Origin of the sequence: Salinibacterium sp. G-O1, from assembly GCF_030063305.1 — a bacterium.
Taxonomy (GTDB): domain Bacteria; phylum Actinomycetota; class Actinomycetes; order Actinomycetales; family Microbacteriaceae; genus Rhodoglobus.
This window is the reverse complement of sequence record NZ_JASISV010000002.1, coordinates 1,041,144-1,063,064: the sequence shown is the minus strand read 5'-3', so window position 1 is coordinate 1,063,064 and position 21,921 is coordinate 1,041,144. Positions and strand designations below refer to the sequence as shown.

Here is a 21,921-nt window from a genome sequence, read left to right as displayed (position 1 = left end):
CGGGCTAGGGCTGCAGCCTCTCGACCGTCCAGGCGCCGCCGGGCGTCGCCGAGTATCGCAGCCTGTCGTGCATCCGGGATGTGCGGCCCTGCCAGAACTCGATCGACCGTGGGACGACGCGCACGGCTCCCCACCACGGTGGTCTCGTGATCACGGCGGTGCCCTCGAACTCGCGCGTGAGATCGGCGACCCGCTGCTCGATCCTGGCGCGGGAGTCGACCGGTCGAGACTGATCACTTGCCATAGAGGCGATTTGGGATTCGCGCGGTCGGGACGCGAACAGTGCGTCACTGATCTCGGCGGTCGCGAGCGTTGCCGTTCCGAGCACGATGACCTGCCGCTGAAGCGAGTACCACGGGAACAGCAGCGACACCGCGGGGTTGTCGCTGAGCTGGGTGCCCTTGGTGGAGCGGTAGTTGGTGACGAAGTAGAACGCGTCTTTGTCGAATCTCTTCAGCAGCACGGTGCGGCTCGACGGCCGGGAATCGGCGTCGACAGTGCCGAGCACCATGGCGTTCGGCTCGTACACTTCGGCCTTCTCCGCGGCGCCAAGCCAGGAGGCGAATTGCTCGAGCGGGTTTGACGCGAGCGAGTCTTCATCCAGGGGAACCGATCCGTAATCCGTGTGGCGATCGAGCGAGTCCATAGCCCCATCATCACCGTTAGGATGGCTATGCGGCAACGGATTTTCTCCGATGCTCTCCAGTGCCTTTCAGATGCTGCGACGTGCATATGCCGCCGCCCTTCGACTGAATAGTGCCCTGGAAGGACAGATGCTCGCGATCCTCCTGGCCTTCGCCGTTGGGTCGCTTGTCATGCCCCTGTTCACGCGGCAGTTCGGTCGCAACGCGTTCTTCATCGCCGCGATCGTGCCAACGGCGGCGTTCGTCGCAGCACTTGTCGAAGGCCCCCGGATTCTGGCGGGCGAAGCGATCGTCCAGAGTGCGAGCTGGGTTGACGAGCTGGCAATGTCGGTGTCGGTCAGGATGGACACCCTGTCGTGGCTCCTGACCCTCGTCGTCACCGGCGTTGGCGCACTCGTATTGATTTACTGCGCGAGGTATTTTCGCAGCGACGAAGACTCGCTTGGCAGGTTCGCCGCTTTGCTGCTGGCGTTTGCGGGTGCAATGTATGGGCTGGTGCTGGCGGATGACGTCTACCTGCTCTTCATTTTCTGGGAAGCCACGAGCGTTCTCTCGTACCTGCTGATCGGCCACTACACGGGCAAGAAGACGAGCAGATCAGCGGCGCTCCAGGCCCTGCTGGTCACGACATTCGGCGGGCTCGTCATGTTTGTCGGGCTCGTGCTGCTGGCCGTGGAGACCGGAACCTCGAGCCTGTCCGCCATCATCGCCGCAGCGCCATCCGACACTCTGGCTGTCGTCGCGATCATGCTGGTGCTGGTCGGGGCGCTCTCGAAGTCGGCTATCTTCCCCTTCCACTTCTGGCTGCCGGCGGCCATGGCTGCTCCCACGCCGGTGAGCGCCTACCTGCACGCTGCGGCCATGGTGAAGGCCGGAATCTACCTGGTCGCCAGGCTCGCACCGGGCTTCGCAGAGATCGATGGGTGGCACGAGGTCATCATCGGGCTCGGCGTGATCACGATGGTGCTGGGCGGGTGGAACGCGCTCAAGCAGCACGACCTCAAGCTCGTGCTCGCGTACGGCACCGTCAGCCAGCTCGGATTCATGCTGATCGTCGTTGGGTACGGCACCCGTGACGCCGCGCTCGCCGGGGCCGCGCTGCTGCTCGCCCACGCACTGTTCAAGTCCACCCTGTTTCTCGCGGTGGGCATCATCGATCACCGTGCCGGCACGCGAGACCTGCGCAAGCTCTCCGGGCTCGGCAGGGAGGCCCCGGTGCTGGCCGTGATCACGGCGGCCGCGATTGCGTCGATGGTGGGGCTGCCGCCGACTCTGGGTTTTGTGGCGAAGGAAGCGGTCTTCACCGCATTGCTGGCGGATGCCACGGCGGGCTCGCTGTTCGGCTGGGTCGCGCTCGTGGGGGTGGCGCTGGGATCCGTGCTCACCGTGGCATACAGCGCGAGGTTCCTCTGGGGTGCGTTCTCGCGCAAGCCGGGAGTCGAGGCCTGCCGCTCCGTCAACGAGCACGTCGACTTCCTGCTGGCCCCGGCGCTGCTCGCGACCAGCGGACTCGCGCTCGGGCTGATGGCAAGCCTCGTCGACGGCTGGCTGAGCGGATACTCAATGGCGTTCCCGGCGGGGGAGGAGTCGTACCACCTTGCCTTGTGGCACGGGCTGGAGCCTGCCCTCGCCATTTCAGCGCTGACGCTCGCCAGCGGCGGCGTGCTCTTCATGGCCCGTCAGCGAGTCGCGCATATTCAGAAGGCTCTCGGAACGGGGCTCTCCGCTGCCGCCGCGTACAACAGGTCGATCCGCTTCATCGACCGCACCGCGGCACGCACCACCAGCCTTACCCAGCGCGGTTCTTTGCCGTTCTACCTCGGCGTGATCCTGACCGTGTTCACCGTCACCATTGGCACCACGCTTATGCTGAACCGCACCTGGACTGGAGAGCTGAGACTCTGGGATTACCCGGCTCAACTCGCGATCGCCGCCGTCATGATCGTGGCCGCCGTCGCCGCGACTCGCGCTGGTAAGAGATTCCAGGCCGTCGTTCTCGTCGGCGTGACGGGGATCGGGATGTCAGCGCTGTTCGCGCTGCAGGGCGCACCAGACCTCGCTCTAACCCAGATTCTCGTGGAGGTCGTCACCCTCGTGGCGTTCATGCTCGTGCTGCGCAGGCTGCCGGCGCGGCTGGGGCACCAGCACGGCACGGCGCATAAGGGAATTCGTGCCGTCATCGGTGGATCCGTTGGACTGCTGATGGCCGTTGTGGCTGTGGTGGCGTTGGGGGCACGAACCGAGCTGCCGATCTCGCTCGAGTGGGCCCAGCTTGCCTTCGAGGAGGGTCACGGCCGGAACATCGTCAATGTCGCGCTCGTCGATCTCAGAGGTTGGGACACGATGGGCGAGCTGTCGGTGATCATCGCGGCGGCCACGGGTGTTGCCAGCCTGATTTTCATCAGCGGCCGTGGCGTCGACAACCTGCCGACGGTGGCAAGACGCGAAGCGAAGAAGACGGCGCGCGCCCGGCTCCGGCGGTCGAGCGACCCCACGACCACCGACCGCGGGTCGTGGCTGCTTGCCGGACGAACCCTGGCAGACCGCAACCGATCCATCCTGCTTGAGGTGGTTGTGCGCCTGATCTTCCACCCGGTGATTGTTGTGTCGCTTTACCTGTTGCTGGCGGGGCACAATGCGCCTGGCGGCGGATTCGCGGGTGGTCTCGTCGCCGGAATGGCGCTGGTGGCGCGATATCTGGCCGGTGGCCGCCATGAGCTGGGGGCCGCCGCTCCCGTCGACGCGGGAAAGCTGCTGGGGGTCGGGCTTGTGCTCGCCGTCGGAACCGCGATGGTGCCTCTGATCTTCGGGGCCGATGCTCTCACGTCGTCCTACTTCGAATGGGAGCTCGGCATCTTCGGAGAGCTGACCTTTGTGACATCCACCATTTTCGATATTGGGGTCTACCTCGTGGTGATCGGTCTCGTGCTCGATGTGCTGCGCAGTCTCGGTGCAGAGGTCGATCGTCAGTATGAAGAAGACGGCGTGCACGAGAATCCGGTCGAGAAGGTAGCCAGCGGCGAACGGAGGGCGACATCGTGAGTGTGTCACTCGTGCTCCTCGTGGTCATGGCGGCGTTGTACGCGAGCGGCATCTATCTTCTGCTCGAGCGCAGCATGACGAGGGTGCTCCTCGGCTTCCTGCTCGTCGGCAATGCCACGAACCTCCTCATCCTCATCACGGCGGGCAAGGTGGGATCCGCCCCGATCGTGGCCGACGGGGTGGCGCCGGAGGACATGACGGATCCGTTGCCTGAGGCGCTCATCCTGACCGCGATCGTGATCACGTTCGGTGTCTCGGCATTCCTGATGGCGCTCATCTACCGGTCGTGGAAGCTCGCCAGGCAGGACAACGTGCAGGACGACGCCGACGACATTGCCCTCAGAACCGGCACACTTCTGCTGCCGAGTGACGGCTCTGATACCGACTCGTCTGACACCGAGTTCGGGCTCCGGGGCGAGGCCGCGGTGTCGACAGCGGGGGAACTCGAGGTCGAGCTTGAGGACGCCGCAGACAACGCGACATCGGGGGCGGACACGTCCACCGACGATGGGAGCGCACGATGAACTGGCTCGTACCGCTCGTTGTGCTCGTGCCGCTGGTCGCGTCGGCCACGACGCTCATCCTGGGCAAGAGACCTCAGGCTCAGCGGATCGTCACGATCATCGCGCTGGTGATCGTGTTGGCCATTGGCGCAATCCTGCTGTACACGGTGGACCTGCAGGGGTCGCTGGCGATGGAGGTCGGCGGCTGGGAAGCACCGTTCGGCATTGTGCTCGTGGTCGACCGGCTCGCGGCTTTGATGGTCGTGGTTTCGGCGCTCGTGCTGCTCGCCGTGCTCGTCTTCTCGGTCGGCCAGGGTCTCGCAGACGGTGACCATGAAACCCCGGTCTCGATCTATTACCCGACCTACCTGATCCTGGCGACCGGAGTCTTCAACGCGTTCATCGCGGGCGACCTGTTCAATCTGTATGTCGGCTTCGAGATCCTGCTGGTCTCGAGCTATGTGCTCATCACCCTCGGTGGAACCGAGGAGCGCATCAGGGCGGGCACGACCTACATTGTGGTGAGTCTCGTCTCGTCGATGCTCTTTCTCGCCTCCATCGCGATGATTTATGGGGCCGTGGGAACTGTCAACATCGCCCAGATCTCGCTCAGGATGGCCGAGATACCGATCGACGTCCAGGTGATCCTGCACGTCATGCTGCTGATCGCGTTCGGCATCAAGGCGGCGGTGTTCCCGCTGTCGTTCTGGTTGCCGGACTCGTATCCCACCGCGCCAGCACCGGTCACCGCGGTTTTTGCCGGGTTGCTGACGAAGGTGGGCGTGTACGCGATCATCCGCACCGAGACGATCATCTTCCCGGGGCCCCAGCTGAACATCGCGCTCATGATTATTGCGCTGCTGACGATGGTGGTGGGTGTGTTGGGTGCGGTGGCGCAGGCCGACATCAAGCGGCTGCTGTCATTCACCCTCGTGAGCCATATCGGCTACATGATCCTGGGCGTGTCCCTGGGTTCGGCCGCCGGAACGACCGCGGCCATCTACTACATCGTTCACCACATCATCGTGCAGACCACCCTGTTCCTTGGGGCCGGTCTGATCGAACGCGTCGGCGGCAGCACCTCCATCACAAAGCTCGGCGGGCTGCTGAAAGCGGCACCGATCGTCGCTGTGCTCTTCTTCCTGCCCGCCCTGAACCTGGGGGGCATTCCGCCTTTTTCAGGTTTCATCGGAAAGCTCGCGTTGTTTGAGGCGAGCGCCCAGCAGGGATCGCCGCTCGCGTATGTGCTCATCGGCGCAGGCGCACTCGTGTCGCTGCTCACGTTGTACGCGCTCATCCGCGTGTGGAACATGGCTTTCTGGCGGCCAGCCGACGACGTCGAAGGCTACGAATCGCCGCTGCTCGACAACGTCAAGGAGGCTCCGGGCGGAAGAACAGTCCAGGCGACCCGACGCCTCCCCGGTCTCATGATTGGCGCGACAGCGGGCATGGTCGTGGTGAGCCTGGCGCTCACTGTCTTCGCTGGCCCGCTCTACAGCTTGAGCGCGCGGGCTGGTGAAAACCTCGAGGGCCCGACAACCTATGTCGATATCGTCTTCCCCGGCAATTCCGGCCCCGGCGACCCCGATCCGGGAGGTACTGATGACTAATACCGGAACCGTATACCCGGGCGCCCCCGAGGCAGTCCCGCCAGCGCCTGCGACGCGCAAAGAACTGCGGTGGCGCTTGTGGGTGCAGCTTCCGTTGCTGATCACCCTCGTGGCGCTGTGGATGTTGCTCTGGGGAACGCTCAGCTGGCTCAGCTTCGTCAGTGGAATGTTGGTCGCCTTCGCCGTCACCCGGTCGTTTTACCTGCCGCCGGTTGAGCTATCCGGCCGCTTCAACCCGTTCTGGTTCGCGGTATTTTTGGCACGATTTGCGGCTGACCTCGTGGTCGGCTCATTCGGGGTGGCGTTTCAGGCGCTCGGTCCGCGGGGGATCACCCGCAACAGCATGGTCGCCGTCGACCTGGTCACCCGGTCAGACTTCATCATCACTCTCACCTCGATAGCGATCTCGCTCATCCCAGGCTCGATCGTGGCTGAGGTTGATCGTCACGAGTCGATCATCTACCTGCACGCACTCACTACCGATAGTGATGAGGCGGTCATCGCGCTGCGGCTTAAGGTTCTCTCGGTCGAACGGGCGCTCGTGAGGGCACTCGGCTCGGCAGCCGACGTGAAAGCGACAGGAGTGCTGGCGATGAGCGGGCCCACCGCGGGCATCCCGGTCAGTCCACCTCGGAAGGGTCGCGACTCATGATCGCCGCTATCTATATCGCCGTCGCAATTCTCTTTGTGGTGGGTGCTCTCCTCACGCTCTACCGAATAGTGCGCGGACCGTCGATCCTCGACCGGATGATCGCCTCCGACGTGCTGCTTACGACACTGATCCTCGCGGTCGGCGCCGACATGGTGATCAACAACCACTCTCGCAGCGTCCCGATCATGCTGGTGCTCTCTGCGATTGCCATCTTCGCCACCGTGGCAGTGGCGAGATACGTCTCCAAGCAGGATCGTGCCATCACGGGCGCAGTTCCTCCCGATGACCATCAGGCCGCGAAGGGTGGCTCATGATGCCTGACGACGTGCTCGACCTGCTCGCGGCGGTCTTGCTCCTGCTCGGCGCGTTCCTCTCGATGGCCGCGGGGGTGGGTCTGGTTCGATTCCCGGATGCCCTCAGCCGCCTTCACGCCGCAACGAAGCCGCAGATCCTTGGCCTGATTTTCATCCTCGCCGCCATCGCGCTGTCGTCGCGCAGCTGGTCGACCCTGCTGGTGCTTGCGCCCATCCTGGTGTTTCAGATGCTGACGTCACCGATCTCGGCCCACATGGTGGCGCGTGCGGGCTATCGCACCGGAAACTTCCGCTCTGATCTCATGCACGTGGATGACCTCGAGGAGGTCGTCGAACGCGCGACGCGGGAGTCCGCGGACTGATTCGCTGGGCATTTTGGTTCTTGACACACCGACTAATAATTAACAACAATGTTTACTAATTATTGACAGTGTGGAGAGTACAACTGCCGCACGGGCCGAAAGGAATAGCGATGCGCACCAAATTGCTTGCAGTCCTCACCGCCGGAGTGCTGGTGACAGGGCTGGGCGCCTGCAGCAGCGACACAGCAACCCCGGGTTCAGACGGAGGCGGGAAGATTGCCGTACTGCTTCCCGACTCCAAGTCGTCACCCCGCTGGGAGACAGCAGACAGGGTCTTCTTCGAGCAGGCATTCGAAGCTGCCGGCCTGACCACAGACGAATACCTCATCAGCAACGCCGAGGGCGATGCGAACGTGCAGCGGAGCCAGGCAGAGCAGGCGATCACTGACGGCGCCACAGTTCTCGTACTCGTCAACCTCGACAACGGCTCGGGGGCCGCCATCATCGATGAGGCGCAGGCGCAGGGCGTAACTGTTATCGACTACGACCGCCTGACCGTGGGAGGCAACGCCGATTACTACGTTTCGGGAGACGCCACCGCCGCCGGACAGTTGCAGGGCGAGGGCATCGTCGAGGACCTGAAAGACGTCGACACGCCCAACATTGCGATCCTCAATGGTGCGCCGACGGATTCATTCGCGACGGACCTCGCCATCGGATACAACAAGATCCTCGACCCTCTCATCGACTCGGGCGACATGGTGAAGGTCGATGACCAGGCTGTCAAAGATTGGGACGGCGCGACCGCCCTCACGATCTTCGAGCAGATGCTCACAGCATCCAACAACAAGATCGACGGAGTCGTGGCAGCAAACGACACCCTCGCCAACGCCGTCGTCTCGGCGCTCAAGTCGCACCAGCTGCCCATGATTCCCATCAGCGGACTCGACGGGACGGTACCGGCGCTTCAGCACATCCTCGCTGGCGAGCAGACCTTCACCGTCTACTTCTCCTACGGCACACAGGCGAAGCTCGCGGCGGATCTTGCCGTGCAGTTGCTTCGCGGGGAGGAGCCCACGGGCATCACCGCCGAGGTGGACAACGAGGGGAGGAAAGTTCCCGCAATGATGATCGATCCCGTCACGGTACGGGCCGACAACATCGAGGAAACGGTGATCGCCGACGGTCTCATCACCTGGGACGAAATCTGCGTCGGAGAATACGCCCAGTACTGCCCCGCACGCTGACCCGACGTTAGACGCCCACGAAGGAATAAGACATGCGGACCACTCTTGCGGCTGACTCGCCGAGCCTCCTGCGGCAGTTGAACACGACTGTCGTGCTCGAAGTCATTCGCAAGAGTGGTCCCATCTCGCGTCCGCAGCTTGCACGTGAAGCAGGCCTCTCGAATCCCACGGTGGCGCACGTTGTGGACCAGCTGCTGGCACTCGGATACGTTCTTGAGACGGAGGCATCGAGCGACGAGATTCCACGTCGACGCGGGCCCAAAGCAAAACTCCTGACCTTCCACGCGACACTCGGATACGTGCTGGGAATCGACGCTGGCGCTGACAACTCCGTCGTCAAATTGGCGGATCTTTCTGGCGCGGTGGTAGCCCAGGGTCGCGCCGAACACCCACGGTCTGCCCGCGCGAGTGACGTCCTGGCAGCGATCAGGTCCACGGTCGCCGATGTGCTCGAACGCGGCGGCGTGGCGGCTAGCGCACTGCACGCAATCTCCGTGGGAACGCCCGGCGTCGTTGATCCTCTCACCGGCACGATCTCGCTGGCGCCGCAGATCGAAGGCTGGGAAGGGCTCAATCTCGCCGCGGAACTCAGCGATCTGGCGCCGTGCAGAATCGTGGTGGACAACGAATGTCATCTGGCGCTGCTTGCCGAGCAGTGGCGAGGCGGGGCAGGCGACGCCGAGAATGTCCTTCTCGTCCAACTCGGGGTGGGGATCGGTGGCGCCGTGCTGATCGACGGAAAGCTCTTCAGGGGGAGCACGGGCGCAGCCGGCGAAATCGCCTACATGCAGATCGGCGGCGACAACGAGGATGTTCCGCCAGAGGGGTCGGTCGGCGCCTTCGAATGGTTCGCGGGTGGCCGCGCCTACCGAAGGCACGGCATGGCGGCGGCCTCCGAACCAGAGGGCCACGTGCTCCTCGAGTTGGCCCACGGGGACCCATCGGCGATCGACGCTCGCATTGTCTTCGCCGCTGCGGCTCAGGGCGATCCCGTGGCGGCCGGCATTACGACCACACTGCTCGGGCGTCTTGGCCGGGGCGTCGCAACGATTGCTGCGACATTCAACCCGGAGCTGATCCTGGTGGGCGGCGGAATTGCGGATGCCGGAGAAGCCGTGCTCGGGCCGATTCGCGACGGTGTCAGTCGATTTACTCCTCATCCGACCACGATCAGGCTGAGCACGCTGGGAAGCGACGCCACCGCCCTGGGGGCAGTGCGCCGCGCGATGGAAATAGCGGACGAACTGAGTTTCTCCTTCATCACCGAACCAATGAAAGAGGTGTTACCAGCGTGACCTTTCACTACGAACTCGCGTCATTCCTGCCGTTTCGTGACTCAGAGGCGTGCGCCGCCGCCCGCCAGATCCGGCGCGAAGACATCACCACGCACACCAACCCCGACTTCCACATTCGCGTGGAAGACGACAAGGACGCGTTCTATTCGGCTTTCGCCGATGACATCGTCGGCCGCATCACGCAAGCCAGGGACGAGTCACGTGACTTCGTCGCCATCCTCCCCGTCGGCCCCGTCCCGCAGTACGCGTTGGCTGCAAAAACCATCAACGAGCAGCGCATCAGCCTCTCCCATGTGACCACCTTCAACATGGATGAATATGCCGATGAGCACGGACAGACGGCGCCAGCGGAGTGGGCGGGATCGTTCCGCACGGCAATGTGGGCGAATTTCTTCTCCTTGATCGACCCGGCGCTGCGACCAGCCGAATCCAACATCCACTTCCCGGATACCGCCAACATTGCCGATTATTCGAGCATGATTGAGGACGCCGGGGGCGCGGACGTCTGTTACGGCGGCGTCGGCTGGAGTGGGCACATCGCGTTCTGGGAGCCACACCTTGGGCACGAATTTGCGGGAGATCTCGACGCCTTCCGCGCAGCGCCGGGGCGAATGGTCGAACTGCATCCGATGACGATCATGCAGAATGCCCTGCATTCCTTTGGAGCGGACTGGTCGTGGGTGCCACCGATGGCCGCCACGATCGGCCCGAAGGACATCCTGGGCGCGAAACATCGCTCATTCTGGCTTGACGGCGATTTGGGAGCCGGGGTGTCGTGGCAGAGATTCATCGCCCGTCTTGCTGCGCACGGGCCGGTCAGCGAGTTCGTCCCAGCCTCGTTCCTCCAGGAGACTCGCGCGGATTACACCATCCTCGGCTCCGTGGCAGACGACGTTCAGATCGCGATGGCATGAGCGGGACCGCGCCACTTATTCAACTGACCGGCGTCTCGAAGAATTTCGGGGCTGTGCAGGCGCTCTCGAATGTTGATCTCGTCGTGAATCCGGGAGAGATCGTCGCCCTTGTCGGAGACAATGGCGCCGGCAAGTCGACCCTCATCAAGGCGATTGCGGGCATCCACGCCATCAGCAAGGGCGAGATCCGGTGGCAGGGTGAGCCGGTGACCGTGCGGTCGCCCAAGGAGGCCGCACGGCTCGGCATTGAGGTCGTGTATCAGGACCTCGCCCTGGCCGACAACCTCGATGTCGTCGAGAACATGTTTCTCGGCCGCGAGAAACTCACGCGGACGTTCCAGTTGGACCGCATCGCCATGGAGCGACGGGCGCTGGAAGTGCTCGAGCAGCTACGGGTAACGACGATCAGATCGGTCGGCCAAAGCGTCGAGGGACTGTCGGGCGGCCAACGCCAGTCGGTGGCGGTGGCGAAAGCGGTGATGTGGAGCGCGAAGCTGCTCATCCTCGATGAGCCCACGGCTGCACTCGGTGTCGCCCAGACCAGGGAGGTGCTCGAACTGGTGCACCGCCTCGGCGAGCAGGGCCTCGGCGTGCTCCTGATCTCGCACAACCTCCACGACGTTTTCGAGGTCGCCGACCGCATCGTTGTGCTGCGTCTCGGCCAGAACGTCGCCGAGTTCGACCGGCGCACGACGAACCAAACCGAGGTGGTCGAGGCGATCACCGCGGGACGTCTCTCGCACGTTCCAGGACAGGCAGAGGAGACTTCAGCATGAGTGTCGCACCGGACCTCACCCGTATTCCAGCAGCAGAACCGGCGACCCTGCGCGGGTACGTGCGGGACTGGGTCCTCGGCCTGCGAAACGGCAACCTCGGCGCACTACCGATCGTGATCGGACTGGTGGTCATCGCCATCGTGTTCCAGTCGCTCAACAGCAACTTTCTCACCGCCGGCAATTTCGTCAACCTGATGGTGCAGGGTGCCGCCATGGCGACGCTGGCCATGGGGATCGTGTTCGTACTGCTGATCGGCGAGATCGACCTGTCCGTCGGCTACGTGTCCGGCGTCTGTGGAGTTCTCGTGGCGCTGTTCCTGACGCCGGGGGATGGGCAGGTGCCGACCCCGATCGCCCTGCTTGCGGCGGTGGTCGCCGGCGCGGCGATCGGCGCGGTCCACGGCATCCTGATCTCCAAGCTCAAGATCCCGTCGTTCGTCGTCACGCTCGCCGGATTCCTCGCCTGGAACGGCGTCGTGCTGCTGCTGATCGGAAGCCGTGGCTCGATCATCATCCAGGACAAGCTCGTCATCAGCCTGACCAGCCAGTTCCTGCTGCCGGCGATCGCGTGGGGGCTTATGGCTCTCGCTGTGGTCGGATACGCGGCAGTGCAGCTGATTCATCGCTCGACCCGGCGACGCAACGGACTCTCGGCCGATCCGCTGTCGATCGTTGCGCTGCGCGTAGGGGCCCTCGTGCTGTTCGGCAGCGGGATTGTGCTGATCGCCAACCTCAGCCGCGGTATCCCGTATGTATTTGTGCTTGTCGGGGTGCTCTTTCTGCTGTGGACCTTCGTGCTGAACCGCACCAAATTCGGGCTCTCGGTGTACGCCGTCGGAGGAAGCATCGAGGCAGCTCGAAGGGCTGGCATCAACACCGACCGGGTTCGTATCGCCTGCTTCATGATCGCGTCATCGATGGCCGCGATCGGAGGCGTCATTCTGGCGTCACGCCTGCGCTCAGTCGACAGCAACGTCGGCGGGGGCTCACTGTTGCTCTACTCCATCGCGGCGGCCGTGATCGGCGGAACCTCCCTCTTCGGTGGCAGGGGCAGTGCGCGGTCCGCCCTCCTCGGGGCGCTGGTCATCGCGTCCATCGACAACGGACTGGGGCTGCTGGGGCTGGGGTCGGGTCAGAAGTTTGTGATCACCGGACTGGTTCTCCTGACGGCCGTCGCGGTGGACGCACTGTCACGGCGCGGAAGGGTAACCGGGAGGTTATGAACGAGATGACTGCTCAGGGGACGCTCAAGGGATCTCGTGCGTCGAGCCCGACCGAGCGCACAGCCCTTCCGGGGGCGGTACCCTCGTACCATGCCGGAAACGCCTGATATCAAGCCGCGCTCACGCACGGTCACCGATGGAATCGAAGCCACCACCTCACGCGGAATGCTCCGTGCCGTCGGGATGGGCGATGCTGACTGGGACAAGCCCCAGATCGGCATCGCGAGCTCCTGGAACGAAATCACCCCCTGCAACCTGAGTCTCGATCGACTCGCGCAGGGCGCGAAAGAGGGGGTGCACGCCGGTGGCGGGTATCCGCTGCAGTTCGGCACCGTCTCCGTCAGCGACGGAATTTCGATGGGCCACGAGGGAATGCACTTCTCCCTCGTCTCCCGCGAGGTCATCGCAGACTCCGTTGAGGTTGTCATGCAGGCAGAGCGCCTCGACGGCTCTGTGCTGCTCGCCGGTTGCGACAAGTCGATCCCCGGCATGCTGATGGCCGCCGCGCGTCTCGACCTCGCCTCCGTGTTCCTGTACGCCGGTTCGATCGCCCCAGGCTGGGTGAAGCTCTCCGACGGCACAGAGAAAGACATCACCATCATCGACAGCTTCGAGGCCGTCGGCGCAGTCAAGGCCGGCAAGATGAGCCTCGAGGATGCCAAGCGCATCGAGTGTGCCTTCGCCCCAGGCGAGGGTGCCTGTGGCGGCATGTACACGGCGAATACCATGGCGTCGGTAGCGGAAGCGCTCGGGATGTCGCTGCCAGGCTCCGCGAGCCCGGCCGCAGCCGATAGACGTCGCGACTACTACGCGCACCGCTCCGGCGAGGCCGTGGTCGGGATGCTCGAGCGCGGGCACACGAGCCGCGACATCCTGACCATCAAGGCGTTCGAGAACGCGATCGCCATCGCCATGGCGCTCGGCGGCTCGACCAACGTCGTGCTCCACCTGCTCGCCATCGCCTATGAGGCCGAGGTTCCGTTGACCCTCGAAGACTTCAACCGCATCGGCGCAAAGATTCCCCACGTGGGAGACCTCAAGCCGTTCGGCAAGTACGTCATGAACGACGTGGACCGCCAGGGCGGGCTTCCCGTGCTGATGAAGGCGCTTCTGGATGCCGGACTCATGCACGGTGACGCCATGACCGTCACGGGCAAGACCATGGCCGAGAACCTCGCAGATCTGAACCCCGCGCCGCTCGACGGCGAGGTTCTTCGCACCCTCGACAACCCCATCCATGCCACCGGCGGGCTCACCATCCTGAGCGGATCGATGGCACCGGAGGGTGCTGTCGTGAAGACCGCAGGCTTCGACGCAGACATCTTTGAGGGCCCAGCGAGGGTCTTCGAGCGCGAGCGCGCGGCCCTGGATGCACTCACCGAGGGCAGCATCGAGGCCGGCAGTGTCGTCGTGATCCGCTACGAAGGGCCGAAGGGTGGCCCGGGTATGCGCGAAATGCTGGCCATCACGGCGGCCATCAAGGGCGCGGGGCTGGGCAAGGATGTACTACTCTTGACCGACGGCAGGTTCTCAGGCGGCACAACCGGACTGTGTATCGGCCACATAGCTCCCGAAGCAGTGGACGCAGGTCCCATTGCCTTCGTGCGCGATGGTGATCTAATAAGGGTCGATATCGCAGCTCGCTCGCTCGACCTACTTGTCGAACCCGCTGAGCTGGAAGCCCGCCGAAACGGCTGGGCTCCCCTTCCTCCCCGCTACACTCGTGGCGTTCTCGCGAAGTACTCGCGTCTAGTGCACTCTGCAGCCGAGGGTGCGGTGACCGGGTAACGCCCGCGATCGCGCACCGTCTTATTCAAAGGAATTCACCATGCCCACGGATTCAATGCCGCGGCCGAAGAGTTCGACCACAGACCATACGAACCGCGAGATACTGACGGGCTCAGGCGCAATCCTGCGCACGCTCGAGCATCTCGGGATCAAGGATGTGTTCGGCCTCCCCGGCGGCGCGATCATGCCGTTCTACGACGAGCTGATGGCCTCCACGGCCGTTCGTCACATTCTTGTGCGACACGAGCAGGGTGCCGGTCACGCTGCTGAAGGGTATGCCTCGTCATCCGGCAAGGTCGGCGTCGCGATCGCGACCTCGGGCCCGGGAGCCACCAACCTGGTCACCGCCATCGCCGACGCGTACATGGATTCGGTTCCCATGATCGCCATCACCGGCCAGGTGTTCTCGACCTCGATGGGAACCGACGCGTTCCAGGAGGTCGACATCGTCGGCATCACGATGCCGATCACCAAGCACTCGTTCCTCGTGACGAAGCCCGAAGACGTGCCGGCAACCCTCGCGGCGGCGTACCACATCGCGACGACCGGCCGGCCCGGCCCGGTGCTCGTCGACGTCACGAAAGACTGCCAGCAGAACAGCGCACCGTTCATCTGGCCACCCAAGATCGAGCTGCCCGGTTACCGCCCGGTGGTGAAAGCCCACGGCAAGCAGGTGCAGGCCGCGGCCCAGCTGCTGGTCGATGCAGAGCGTCCCGTCTTCTATGTCGGCGGTGGTGTTGTGCGCGCCAACGCATCAGAAGAACTCTTTGAACTCGCCACGCGAGTGGGCGCCCCGGTCGTCACGACGCTCATGGCGCGCGGTGCGTTCCCGGACTCGAACGACCTGAACCTCGGCATGCCCGGGATGCACGGAGCTGTTCCTGCCGTGCTCGCGCTGCAGGAAGCCGACCTCATCATCTCGCTCGGCGCCCGGTTCGACGACCGTGTGACCGGCAAGCCCAGCGAGTTTGCTCCGCTTGCCAAGATCGTCCACGTCGACATCGACCCGGCCGAGATCGGCAAGATCCGCGCGGCGGATGTGCCCATCGTGGGCGACGCGAAAGACGTGATCGTCGACCTGAGCATGGCGTTCGCCGACGCATCCGCCTCGACGACACCCGACTACGCGGACTGGTGGGTCCGCCTCAACACGCTGAAGAAGCAGTACCCGCTCGGCTACACCATGCCCGACGACGGGCTGCTCTCACCGCAGCAGATCATCCAGCGCATTGGTGAGCTGTCTGGCCCTGAGGCCGTGTACGCCTCCGGCGTCGGCCAGCACCAGATGTGGGCAGCGCAGTTCATCAAGTACGAGCGCCCCAACGCGTGGCTGAACTCCGGCGGCGCCGGCACCATGGGTTACGGCGTGCCCGCCGCCATGGGTGCGAAGGTTGCCAACCCCGACCGCGTGGTCTGGGCGATCGACGGCGACGGCTGCTTCCAGATGACAAACCAGGAGCTCGCGACCTGCACGATCAACAACATCCCGATCAAGGTTGCGATCATCAACAACTCGAGCCTCGGCATGGTGCGCCAGTGGCAGACCCTGTTCTATGAGGGTCGCCACTCGTTCACCGACCTGAACACGGGCCACGGCACCGCGATGGTCCCCGACTTCGTGAAGCTGGCTGAGGCATACGGATGCCTCGCAATTCGTGTCACGAAGCCCGAAGAGGTGGATGCCGCGATCAAGCTCGCCATCGAGACCAACGACCGGCCCGTGGTGATCGACTTCATCGTGAGCCGCGACGCGATGGTGTGGCCGATGGTGCCGCAGGGCCTCAGCAACTCGAGCGTCCAATATGCCAGGGATCACGCCCCCGAGTGGGAAGAGGAGTAGAGATATGAGTCACGTACTGTCACTGCTCGTCGAAGACAAGCCGGGCCTGTTGACCCGTGTCGCCGGACTGTTCGCACGCCGCGGTTTCAACATCGAGTCTCTCGCGGTGGGCAAGAGCGAGATCGAGGGGTTGTCGCGCATCACCGTTGTGGTGGATGTCGAGGAGCTTCCGCTCGAGCAGGTCACCAAGCAGCTCAACAAGCTGATCAACGTGATCAAGATCGTCGAACTCGACCCCGAGACATCCGTCACCAGGGAGCACCTGCTCATCAAGGTGCGCGTCGACAACACGACCAGGTCGCAGGTGCTCGAAGCCGTGAACCTGTTCAGGGCGCGAGTGGTGGATGTCGCCACAGACGCTCTCGTGATCGAGACGACCGGCGACTCCGGCAAGATCCAGGCGTTCCTGCGTGTGCTCGAGCCCTACGGCATCAAGGAGATCGCGCAGAGCGGGCTCCTCGCGATCGGCCGTGGCGGCAAGAGCATCACCGAACGCGTCTTCAAAAACTAAACGATTCATTCACCGAAACAGAAGGATAAAAAAGTGGCTGCAGAACTTCTCTATGACCAGGACGCCGACCTCTCCCTCATCCAGGGCAAGAAGGTGGCCATCGTTGGCTACGGCTCGCAGGGGCACGCTCACGCACAGAACCTCCGCGACTCCGGTGTCGAGGTCAAGATTGCGCTCAAGGACGGCTCAAAGTCCACGACCAAGGCTCAGGAGGACGGCTTCGAGGTTCTCAGCGTCGCGGATGCCACCGAGTGGGCAGACCTCATCATGATCCTGGCGCCGGACCAGCACCAGCGCTCGATCTACAACGACAGCATCAAGGGCAAGCTGACCGCGGGCAAGACCCTCGCGTTCGCGCACGGCTTCAACATCCGCTTCGGCTACATCGACGCTCCTGAGGGCGTCGACGTCATCCTGATCGCCCCGAAGGCTCCGGGACACACCGTGCGTCGCGAGTTCGTCGCCGGCCGTGGCATCCCGGACATCATCGCCGTCGAGCGCGACGCGTCAGGCCAGGCCTGGGACATCGCCCTCGCCTACGCGAAGGCCATCGGCGGAACCCGCGCCGGCGTCATCAAGACGACCTTCACCGAAGAGACCGAGACCGACCTGTTCGGTGAGCAGGCCGTGCTGTGTGGCGGAACCTCGCAGCTCGTCATGTACGGCTTCGAGACCCTCATCGAGGCTGGCTACCAGCCCGAGATCGCCTACTTCGAGGTGCTGCACGAGCTCAAGCTCATCGTCGACCTCATGTGGGAGGGTGGCATCGCCAAGCAGCGCTGGAGCGTCTCAGACACCGCCGAGTACGGCGACTACGTTTCAGGCCCGCGCGTCATCGACCCGTCGGTGAAGGAGAACATGAAGGCCGTTCTCGCCGACATCCAGTCCGGTGCGTTCGCCGAGCGTTTCATCGCTGACCAGGATTCCGGAGCACCGGAGTTCCTTGACCTGCGCGCCAAGGGTGCAGCCCACCCGATTGAGGCGACCGGCCAGAAGCTGCGCTCGCTCTTCGCGTGGAAGCAGACCGACGAGGGATACACCGAGGGCTCAGCCGCTCGCTAGTCTCCCGTAGTTGAGAACGGCCCCGATCTTCGGATCGGGGCCGTTCTTGCGTTGCCGGCGGGCGCGCTCCGCCTGCCGCGCTGCTTCCGAAATGACGGAGATCGCGACCGAAACGGGCGCTTTTGATGGGTTTTCTGGCCATTCCGGGCCGAATCTCCGTCATTTCGGAAGGGGATGGGGTGGCTGACGGCAACGTATGGCGCCGCGCCATACGTTGTGAAAACGGGAACCGTCAGGCGGGCCATCCGTGCTGAGCCGCGACGGCGGGCAGCTGCTCGTGAATCTTCGCGCTCGCCTCGGCCGCGAGCGGGTTCGTCGATACGCCGTTCTCGCTAACAAGCACACCACCCACGTAGACCTGCTTGAGGTTGCGCAGGCTCGACGAGAGCACATAGTTGTCGATCGGATGCCACAGCGGTCCCATATCGGGGGAGCGCGGGTCGACCACGACAAAGTCGGCGAACTTGCCCGGCTCGAGGCTGCCCACGCGATCGGCGATGCCGAGCACCTGCGCTGAGCCGAGGGTGTGCATCCTGAGCATGTCGGCGGGAGACATCGCGTTGGGGTCGCCGGTCGCCGCGCGCTGCTGGAAAATGCCGATGCGCATGTTCTGCCACGGGTCCGAGACGTCGGTGCAGGCCTGGTCGTCGAGGCCGACGCCGATCGTCATGCCTCTCTCGCGCATCCTGGGCAGGTCGGCGATTCCCGAGGCCAGGCGTCCGTTGGAGGCGGGTTGCCACGACATACCGCTGCCGGCGGCTGCGGCCCTGTCGATGATCTCGGGGGTGGTCTGGATGAAGTGGCCGAACACCAGCGACGGCCCGAGCGCGTCCGCCTCCGCGTACCACTCGAACTTGGAGCGCTGCAGGTCGACCTCCTCGCGCGTCTCAAGGAAGTGGGCTTGGTTGATGATGCCGAACCGGCGCATCGCCTCGACCTCGAGCTCAGCGGCGTCGCGGCGCGGCGACCACTGCACCGCGCCGAAGACGGCCGACCCGAGCATGCGCAACGGGTCAGCTCCGGCATCGTGGGCGACAGCGGCGGCGAGGCGCTCGAAGATCTCGTCGTCGCTGCCGACAGTGACATCCATGCCCACAGCGTTGATATAGCGAATGCCGCTGTCGGCCTTCGCGTCAGCCTGGCGCAGCACGTAATCGATGTCGCGCAGCACACCGTTGCCGCTGCGCACGCCGTCGATCATCGGAACCCAACTCAAGCGCGGGTCGGTGAAGTCGAAGGCGCTCGTCACGCCGTTGGAAAGGAAGTCGAGCGAGCCGTGAAGGCTCGACCAATAGATGTTCTCGGCGCTTGTGTTGGCGGTGAAGCCCAGCATCGAGTCGCACCAGCCGTAAAGGGTCGCGTCGACGCCAAGCCCTCGTAGTCCGCTCGTGAAGAGGTGACTGTGGGATGACACGAAGCCGGGTGCTACGAAGGCGCCGGCCACATCCAGAACCTCGGCCCCCTCGACCCGAGGCGGTGTTCCGGAGCCCACAGAGTCGATTCGACCGTCGTCGGTGACGATCATCCACCCCTCGTCGACTACATCAGGTCCATCGGTGGCGATCGGAATGAGTCTGGCGTTCTTAACGAGCAGCATGTTCAGATTCTGCACAATAAATATGTCTGGCGTATTTCCTGAAAAAAGTCTCGATCATCGCGTCATAGCTGCCACGAAATGCAGTCTCTTTTGATAACAACAGTTCCACCTGATCCGGGAGCGCGACATGGACATTACCGAAATCACCGCCGACGACATCATCCTCGACCTCGATCGGCGCGAGCACCTCGCCCTATCGGACGCCTTCTGCCTGCTGATGTCGACCCTCGAACCGAGCGCCATCGAGGCGGTGCTCGGCTGGACGGCGGAGCAGGCGTACGAGTTCGGCTACAGCGTGTACGTGGACGAGGCCATCGCCCGCCTTGACGGGAACACCTGGCTCAAGGCGCCCGCGTGCAGCGACAGGCTGGTCGTCGATGCCGGTGCGCGCCCCGTCGTGTGGATCAGCTTCTCTGAGGCGGGAAGTTCCTGGCACCTCAACGCACGTCAGGCTCGATTCGTCGCCCGGTGCATGAAGGTCGCGCGCAGGCTCGAGACGCTCGGAACCGCCAACGCCAACCGGGACGAGAGAGTATTTCACCTGGTCGCCTGACCAGAAGAAAAGAGAGCCATCGTGATCAGTGGTGGCTCCGAATAACTACCGTGAAAAAAGTTCAATCCGGCCGCAGGGCGCTCGGGCTCATCAGGCTCGCCGTCGGGCTCTTCGTACTCGTCACGATCAGCATCCAGATCGCTGATCGGGTGCTGAACAACGCCTTCGATCCGACAGAATACTTCAGCTACTTCACGATCCAGTCTGGCCTCATCAACATCGTCGTGTTGTTGGTCGGGGGAGCGATGGCGCTGCGGTACCGCTACGACACGGTGCTGTACACCTCGATCAGGATGTCGACCGTCGCGTACGCCATCGTGACCGCTGGCGTCTACAACCTGCTGCTGCGCAACGTTCCCTACGAGGGCTTTCAGGGGCTGCAATGGCCCAACGAAGTGCTGCACGTCTGGGTGCCGATCTTCATCGCCCTCGACTGGTTGATCTCCCCGGGAAGACCGGCGCTGCCGTGGGCGGCGCTCGGGGTGCCCGTGGTGTATCCGGTGCTCTGGCTGGCCTTCACCCTCGTGCGTGGGGGCTTCGCTCCCACCACCTACCCGTACCCGTTCATCGATCCGGCCACCGCAGGCTGGGGCAGCGTCGTGGCATACATCCTCGGATTGACGGTGTTCATCCTGGGCATCGCGGCGCTCTGCATTGCCTACAGCAGGCGCCGGATTCGCTAGCTGCCGCCGAAACGCTCTGTCTTGACGGCGACAGGATCGTGCCCGAGCTCAACAAGCGAGGTGGCGACGGCCTCCACGAAACCGGTGGGCCCGCACACGAACACGGCCGGGTTCTCGCTCGCGGGGGTGGTGGCTGCGGCAATGACGTCTCTCGTGACGCGACCGGGCGCTGCTGGCCAGCCGTCCGGTGCCTCTCTCGTATAAACGAGGGTGATATCGACATTGGTGGTCGCCGCCAATTCCTCGGCGAAGAAACGGTCTGCGGGGGAGCGAACCGAGTACAGCAGACGCATGGGGACCGTGCTCGCAGCGGCAGTGTGTGCACGAATCATTGCCAGCAGCGGCACGACCCCTGACCCGCCGGCGATCAACTGCACCGGCGCGGTCTGTTCCGGTTTCCACACGAACCAGCGGCCGATGGGGCCACGAAACTCAAGCTGGTCGCCCGCGCGGAGCTCCTCGACGAGATAGGGAGACACCTCACCGTCGTCGATCAGGTCGACAGCGAGCTCGACCTGGTGGCCGGGGCCGGTCGAGGCGAGTGAGTACGCCCGAACCGCGCTGTAGCCGTCGGGCGCGGTGAGCCGCACGTCGACATGCTGGCCGGCGGCGCTGCCATGCCAGCCCGGCACATCCAGAACGATGCTCTTCGCATTGGGGGTCTGCTGCGTTGTCGACACCACGGTGCCGACCAGCCAGTCGCGATAGCTCACCTAGCTGTATCGCTCTTCACGCCACGGATTGCCGTAGGTGTGATAGCCGTTCTGCTCCCAGAATCCGGGGGAGTCGTTGCGCTGCATCGTGATGCCGCGCACCCATTTCGTGCTCTTCCAGAAGTAGAGGTGCGGCACGATCATGCGTGCAGGGCCGCCGTGATCCGGCTCGAGCGGCTCGCCCTCGAACTCGGTGGCGATCCAGGCCTTGCCGTCGAGAAGGTCTTCGAGCGGCAGGTTGGTGGTGTAGCCACCGGTCGCGTGCACCATCACGTAGTCGTAGCTCGACTCGACGCCGGCGAACAGGGTGTCGAGCGACACACCGCGCCAGTTCGTGGCCAGCTTCGACCACCGGGTGACGCAGTGGATGTCGGTGTGCACATCTTCGATCGGAAGCGCATGGAGTTCATCCCATGACCACGAGTGCGTCGCGCCGAGCTCCGTCTTGATCGTGAACGACCAGTCGGCCTGCGCGATCGTGGGGGTGGGCCCGGCGGAGAGCACGGGAAAGTCTTCGGTAAGAAATTGACCAGGGGGAAGGTCGGGTTGCGCCTCACGGGGACGACCCGTGAAACCGCGGGAGAAAATGGCCATGCTTCAGAATACCGAACGCTCAGGCCCGAACGCTCAGGCCCGCACGCGTAGGCTTGCA

At 64.1% G+C, this 21,921-nt stretch carries 21 protein-coding genes; 17 read left to right on the top strand and 4 right to left on the bottom strand.

What is annotated here, in order from left to right; all coding sequences use genetic code 11:
• Positions 1 to 4: 4 nt before the first annotated feature.
• Positions 5 to 646: a pyridoxamine 5'-phosphate oxidase gene (pdxH, locus tag QMG83_RS11590; protein WP_283505511.1), complete on the bottom strand. Its 642-nt coding sequence runs from the start codon at positions 644 to 646 to the stop codon at positions 5 to 7.
• A gap of 127 nt (positions 647 to 773) precedes the next feature.
• Here pdxH and QMG83_RS11585 point away from each other — a divergent pair, with 127 nt between their 5' ends.
• From QMG83_RS11585 to ilvC, 15 genes are all read left to right on the top strand, one after another.
• Positions 774 to 3,686, top strand: a complete 2,913-nt coding sequence (locus QMG83_RS11585; protein WP_283505572.1) for a Na+/H+ antiporter subunit A — start codon at positions 774 to 776, stop codon at positions 3,684 to 3,686.
• Positions 3,683 to 4,210: a Na(+)/H(+) antiporter subunit C gene (locus QMG83_RS11580; protein WP_283505510.1), complete on the top strand. Its 528-nt coding sequence runs from the start codon at positions 3,683 to 3,685 to the stop codon at positions 4,208 to 4,210. Before QMG83_RS11585 ends, QMG83_RS11580 begins: the two co-directional genes overlap by 4 nt.
• The gene (locus QMG83_RS11575) at positions 4,207 to 5,799 is read left to right on the top strand and encodes a Na+/H+ antiporter subunit D (RefSeq protein WP_283505509.1); all 1,593 of its coding nucleotides are present in this window, start codon (positions 4,207 to 4,209) and stop codon (positions 5,797 to 5,799) included. Before QMG83_RS11580 ends, QMG83_RS11575 begins: the two co-directional genes overlap by 4 nt.
• A complete protein-coding gene (locus QMG83_RS11570; protein ID WP_283505508.1) occupies positions 5,792 to 6,451 on the top strand; it encodes a Na+/H+ antiporter subunit E in 660 nt (219 codons plus the stop codon). Before QMG83_RS11575 ends, QMG83_RS11570 begins: the two co-directional genes overlap by 8 nt.
• Positions 6,448 to 6,765, top strand: a complete 318-nt coding sequence (locus QMG83_RS11565) for an MrpF/PhaF family protein (RefSeq protein WP_283505507.1) — start codon at positions 6,448 to 6,450, stop codon at positions 6,763 to 6,765. The genes QMG83_RS11570 and QMG83_RS11565 overlap by 4 nt, the downstream gene beginning before the upstream one ends.
• Positions 6,762 to 7,127: a monovalent cation/H(+) antiporter subunit G gene (gene mnhG, locus QMG83_RS11560; protein WP_349357886.1), complete on the top strand. Its 366-nt coding sequence runs from the start codon at positions 6,762 to 6,764 to the stop codon at positions 7,125 to 7,127. Before QMG83_RS11565 ends, mnhG begins: the two co-directional genes overlap by 4 nt.
• A 110-nt stretch (positions 7,128 to 7,237) precedes the next feature.
• Positions 7,238 to 8,314 (top strand): sugar ABC transporter substrate-binding protein, encoded by a 1,077-nt coding sequence (locus QMG83_RS11555; protein WP_283505506.1) that lies wholly within the window; start codon positions 7,238 to 7,240, stop codon positions 8,312 to 8,314.
• Between the two features lie 32 nt (positions 8,315 to 8,346).
• Complete coding sequence (locus QMG83_RS11550) at positions 8,347 to 9,609, top strand: ROK family transcriptional regulator (protein ID WP_283505505.1); 1,263 nt, start codon at positions 8,347 to 8,349, stop codon at positions 9,607 to 9,609.
• A complete protein-coding gene (locus tag QMG83_RS11545) occupies positions 9,606 to 10,523 on the top strand; it encodes a sugar phosphate isomerase family (protein ID WP_283505504.1) in 918 nt (305 codons plus the stop codon). The genes QMG83_RS11550 and QMG83_RS11545 overlap by 4 nt, the downstream gene beginning before the upstream one ends.
• Entirely contained in the window at positions 10,520 to 11,299 is a 780-nt protein-coding gene (locus QMG83_RS11540) for an ATP-binding cassette domain-containing protein (RefSeq protein WP_283505503.1), read from the top strand. Before QMG83_RS11545 ends, QMG83_RS11540 begins: the two co-directional genes overlap by 4 nt.
• Positions 11,296 to 12,522, top strand: coding sequence for a sugar ABC transporter permease (locus tag QMG83_RS11535; protein WP_283505502.1), 1,227 nt, complete (start codon positions 11,296 to 11,298; stop codon positions 12,520 to 12,522). The genes QMG83_RS11540 and QMG83_RS11535 overlap by 4 nt, the downstream gene beginning before the upstream one ends.
• A 90-nt stretch (positions 12,523 to 12,612) precedes the next feature.
• Positions 12,613 to 14,310 (top strand): dihydroxy-acid dehydratase, encoded by a 1,698-nt coding sequence (ilvD, locus tag QMG83_RS11530; protein WP_283505501.1) that lies wholly within the window; start codon positions 12,613 to 12,615, stop codon positions 14,308 to 14,310.
• A gap of 40 nt (positions 14,311 to 14,350) precedes the next feature.
• Positions 14,351 to 16,150: an acetolactate synthase large subunit gene (locus QMG83_RS11525; protein WP_502949026.1), complete on the top strand. Its 1,800-nt coding sequence runs from the start codon at positions 14,351 to 14,353 to the stop codon at positions 16,148 to 16,150.
• Positions 16,151 to 16,154: 4 nt separating this feature from the next.
• Positions 16,155 to 16,661: an acetolactate synthase small subunit gene (gene ilvN, locus QMG83_RS11520; RefSeq protein WP_283505500.1), complete on the top strand. Its 507-nt coding sequence runs from the start codon at positions 16,155 to 16,157 to the stop codon at positions 16,659 to 16,661.
• Positions 16,662 to 16,694: 33 nt separating this feature from the next.
• Positions 16,695 to 17,723, top strand: a complete 1,029-nt coding sequence (gene ilvC / locus QMG83_RS11515; protein ID WP_283505499.1) for a ketol-acid reductoisomerase — start codon at positions 16,695 to 16,697, stop codon at positions 17,721 to 17,723.
• 232 nt (positions 17,724 to 17,955) lie between these two features.
• On the opposite strand, the gene QMG83_RS11510 is transcribed toward ilvC, so the two are convergent.
• On the bottom strand, positions 17,956 to 19,320 hold the full coding sequence (locus tag QMG83_RS11510) for an amidohydrolase family protein (RefSeq protein WP_283505498.1): 1,365 nt from the start codon (positions 19,318 to 19,320) through the stop codon (positions 17,956 to 17,958).
• Positions 19,321 to 19,447: 127 nt separating this feature from the next.
• Between QMG83_RS11510 and QMG83_RS11505 the strand changes: the two genes are divergently transcribed.
• Together QMG83_RS11505 and QMG83_RS11500 are read left to right on the top strand one after the other, a co-directional pair.
• Complete coding sequence (locus tag QMG83_RS11505; RefSeq protein WP_283505497.1) at positions 19,448 to 19,873, top strand: hypothetical protein; 426 nt, start codon at positions 19,448 to 19,450, stop codon at positions 19,871 to 19,873.
• 50 nt (positions 19,874 to 19,923) lie between these two features.
• Entirely contained in the window at positions 19,924 to 20,556 is a 633-nt protein-coding gene (locus tag QMG83_RS11500; RefSeq protein ID WP_283505496.1) for a Pr6Pr family membrane protein, read from the top strand.
• Here the strand turns inward: QMG83_RS11500 and QMG83_RS11495 are convergent.
• Together QMG83_RS11495 and QMG83_RS11490 are read right to left on the bottom strand one after the other, a co-directional pair.
• Entirely contained in the window at positions 20,553 to 21,269 is a 717-nt protein-coding gene (locus QMG83_RS11495) for a ferredoxin reductase (protein WP_283505495.1), read from the bottom strand. The genes QMG83_RS11500 and QMG83_RS11495 overlap by 4 nt on opposite strands.
• On the bottom strand, positions 21,270 to 21,863 hold the full coding sequence (locus QMG83_RS11490; protein ID WP_283505494.1) for a molybdopterin-dependent oxidoreductase: 594 nt from the start codon (positions 21,861 to 21,863) through the stop codon (positions 21,270 to 21,272).
• Between the last annotated feature and the right edge of the window lie 58 nt (positions 21,864 to 21,921).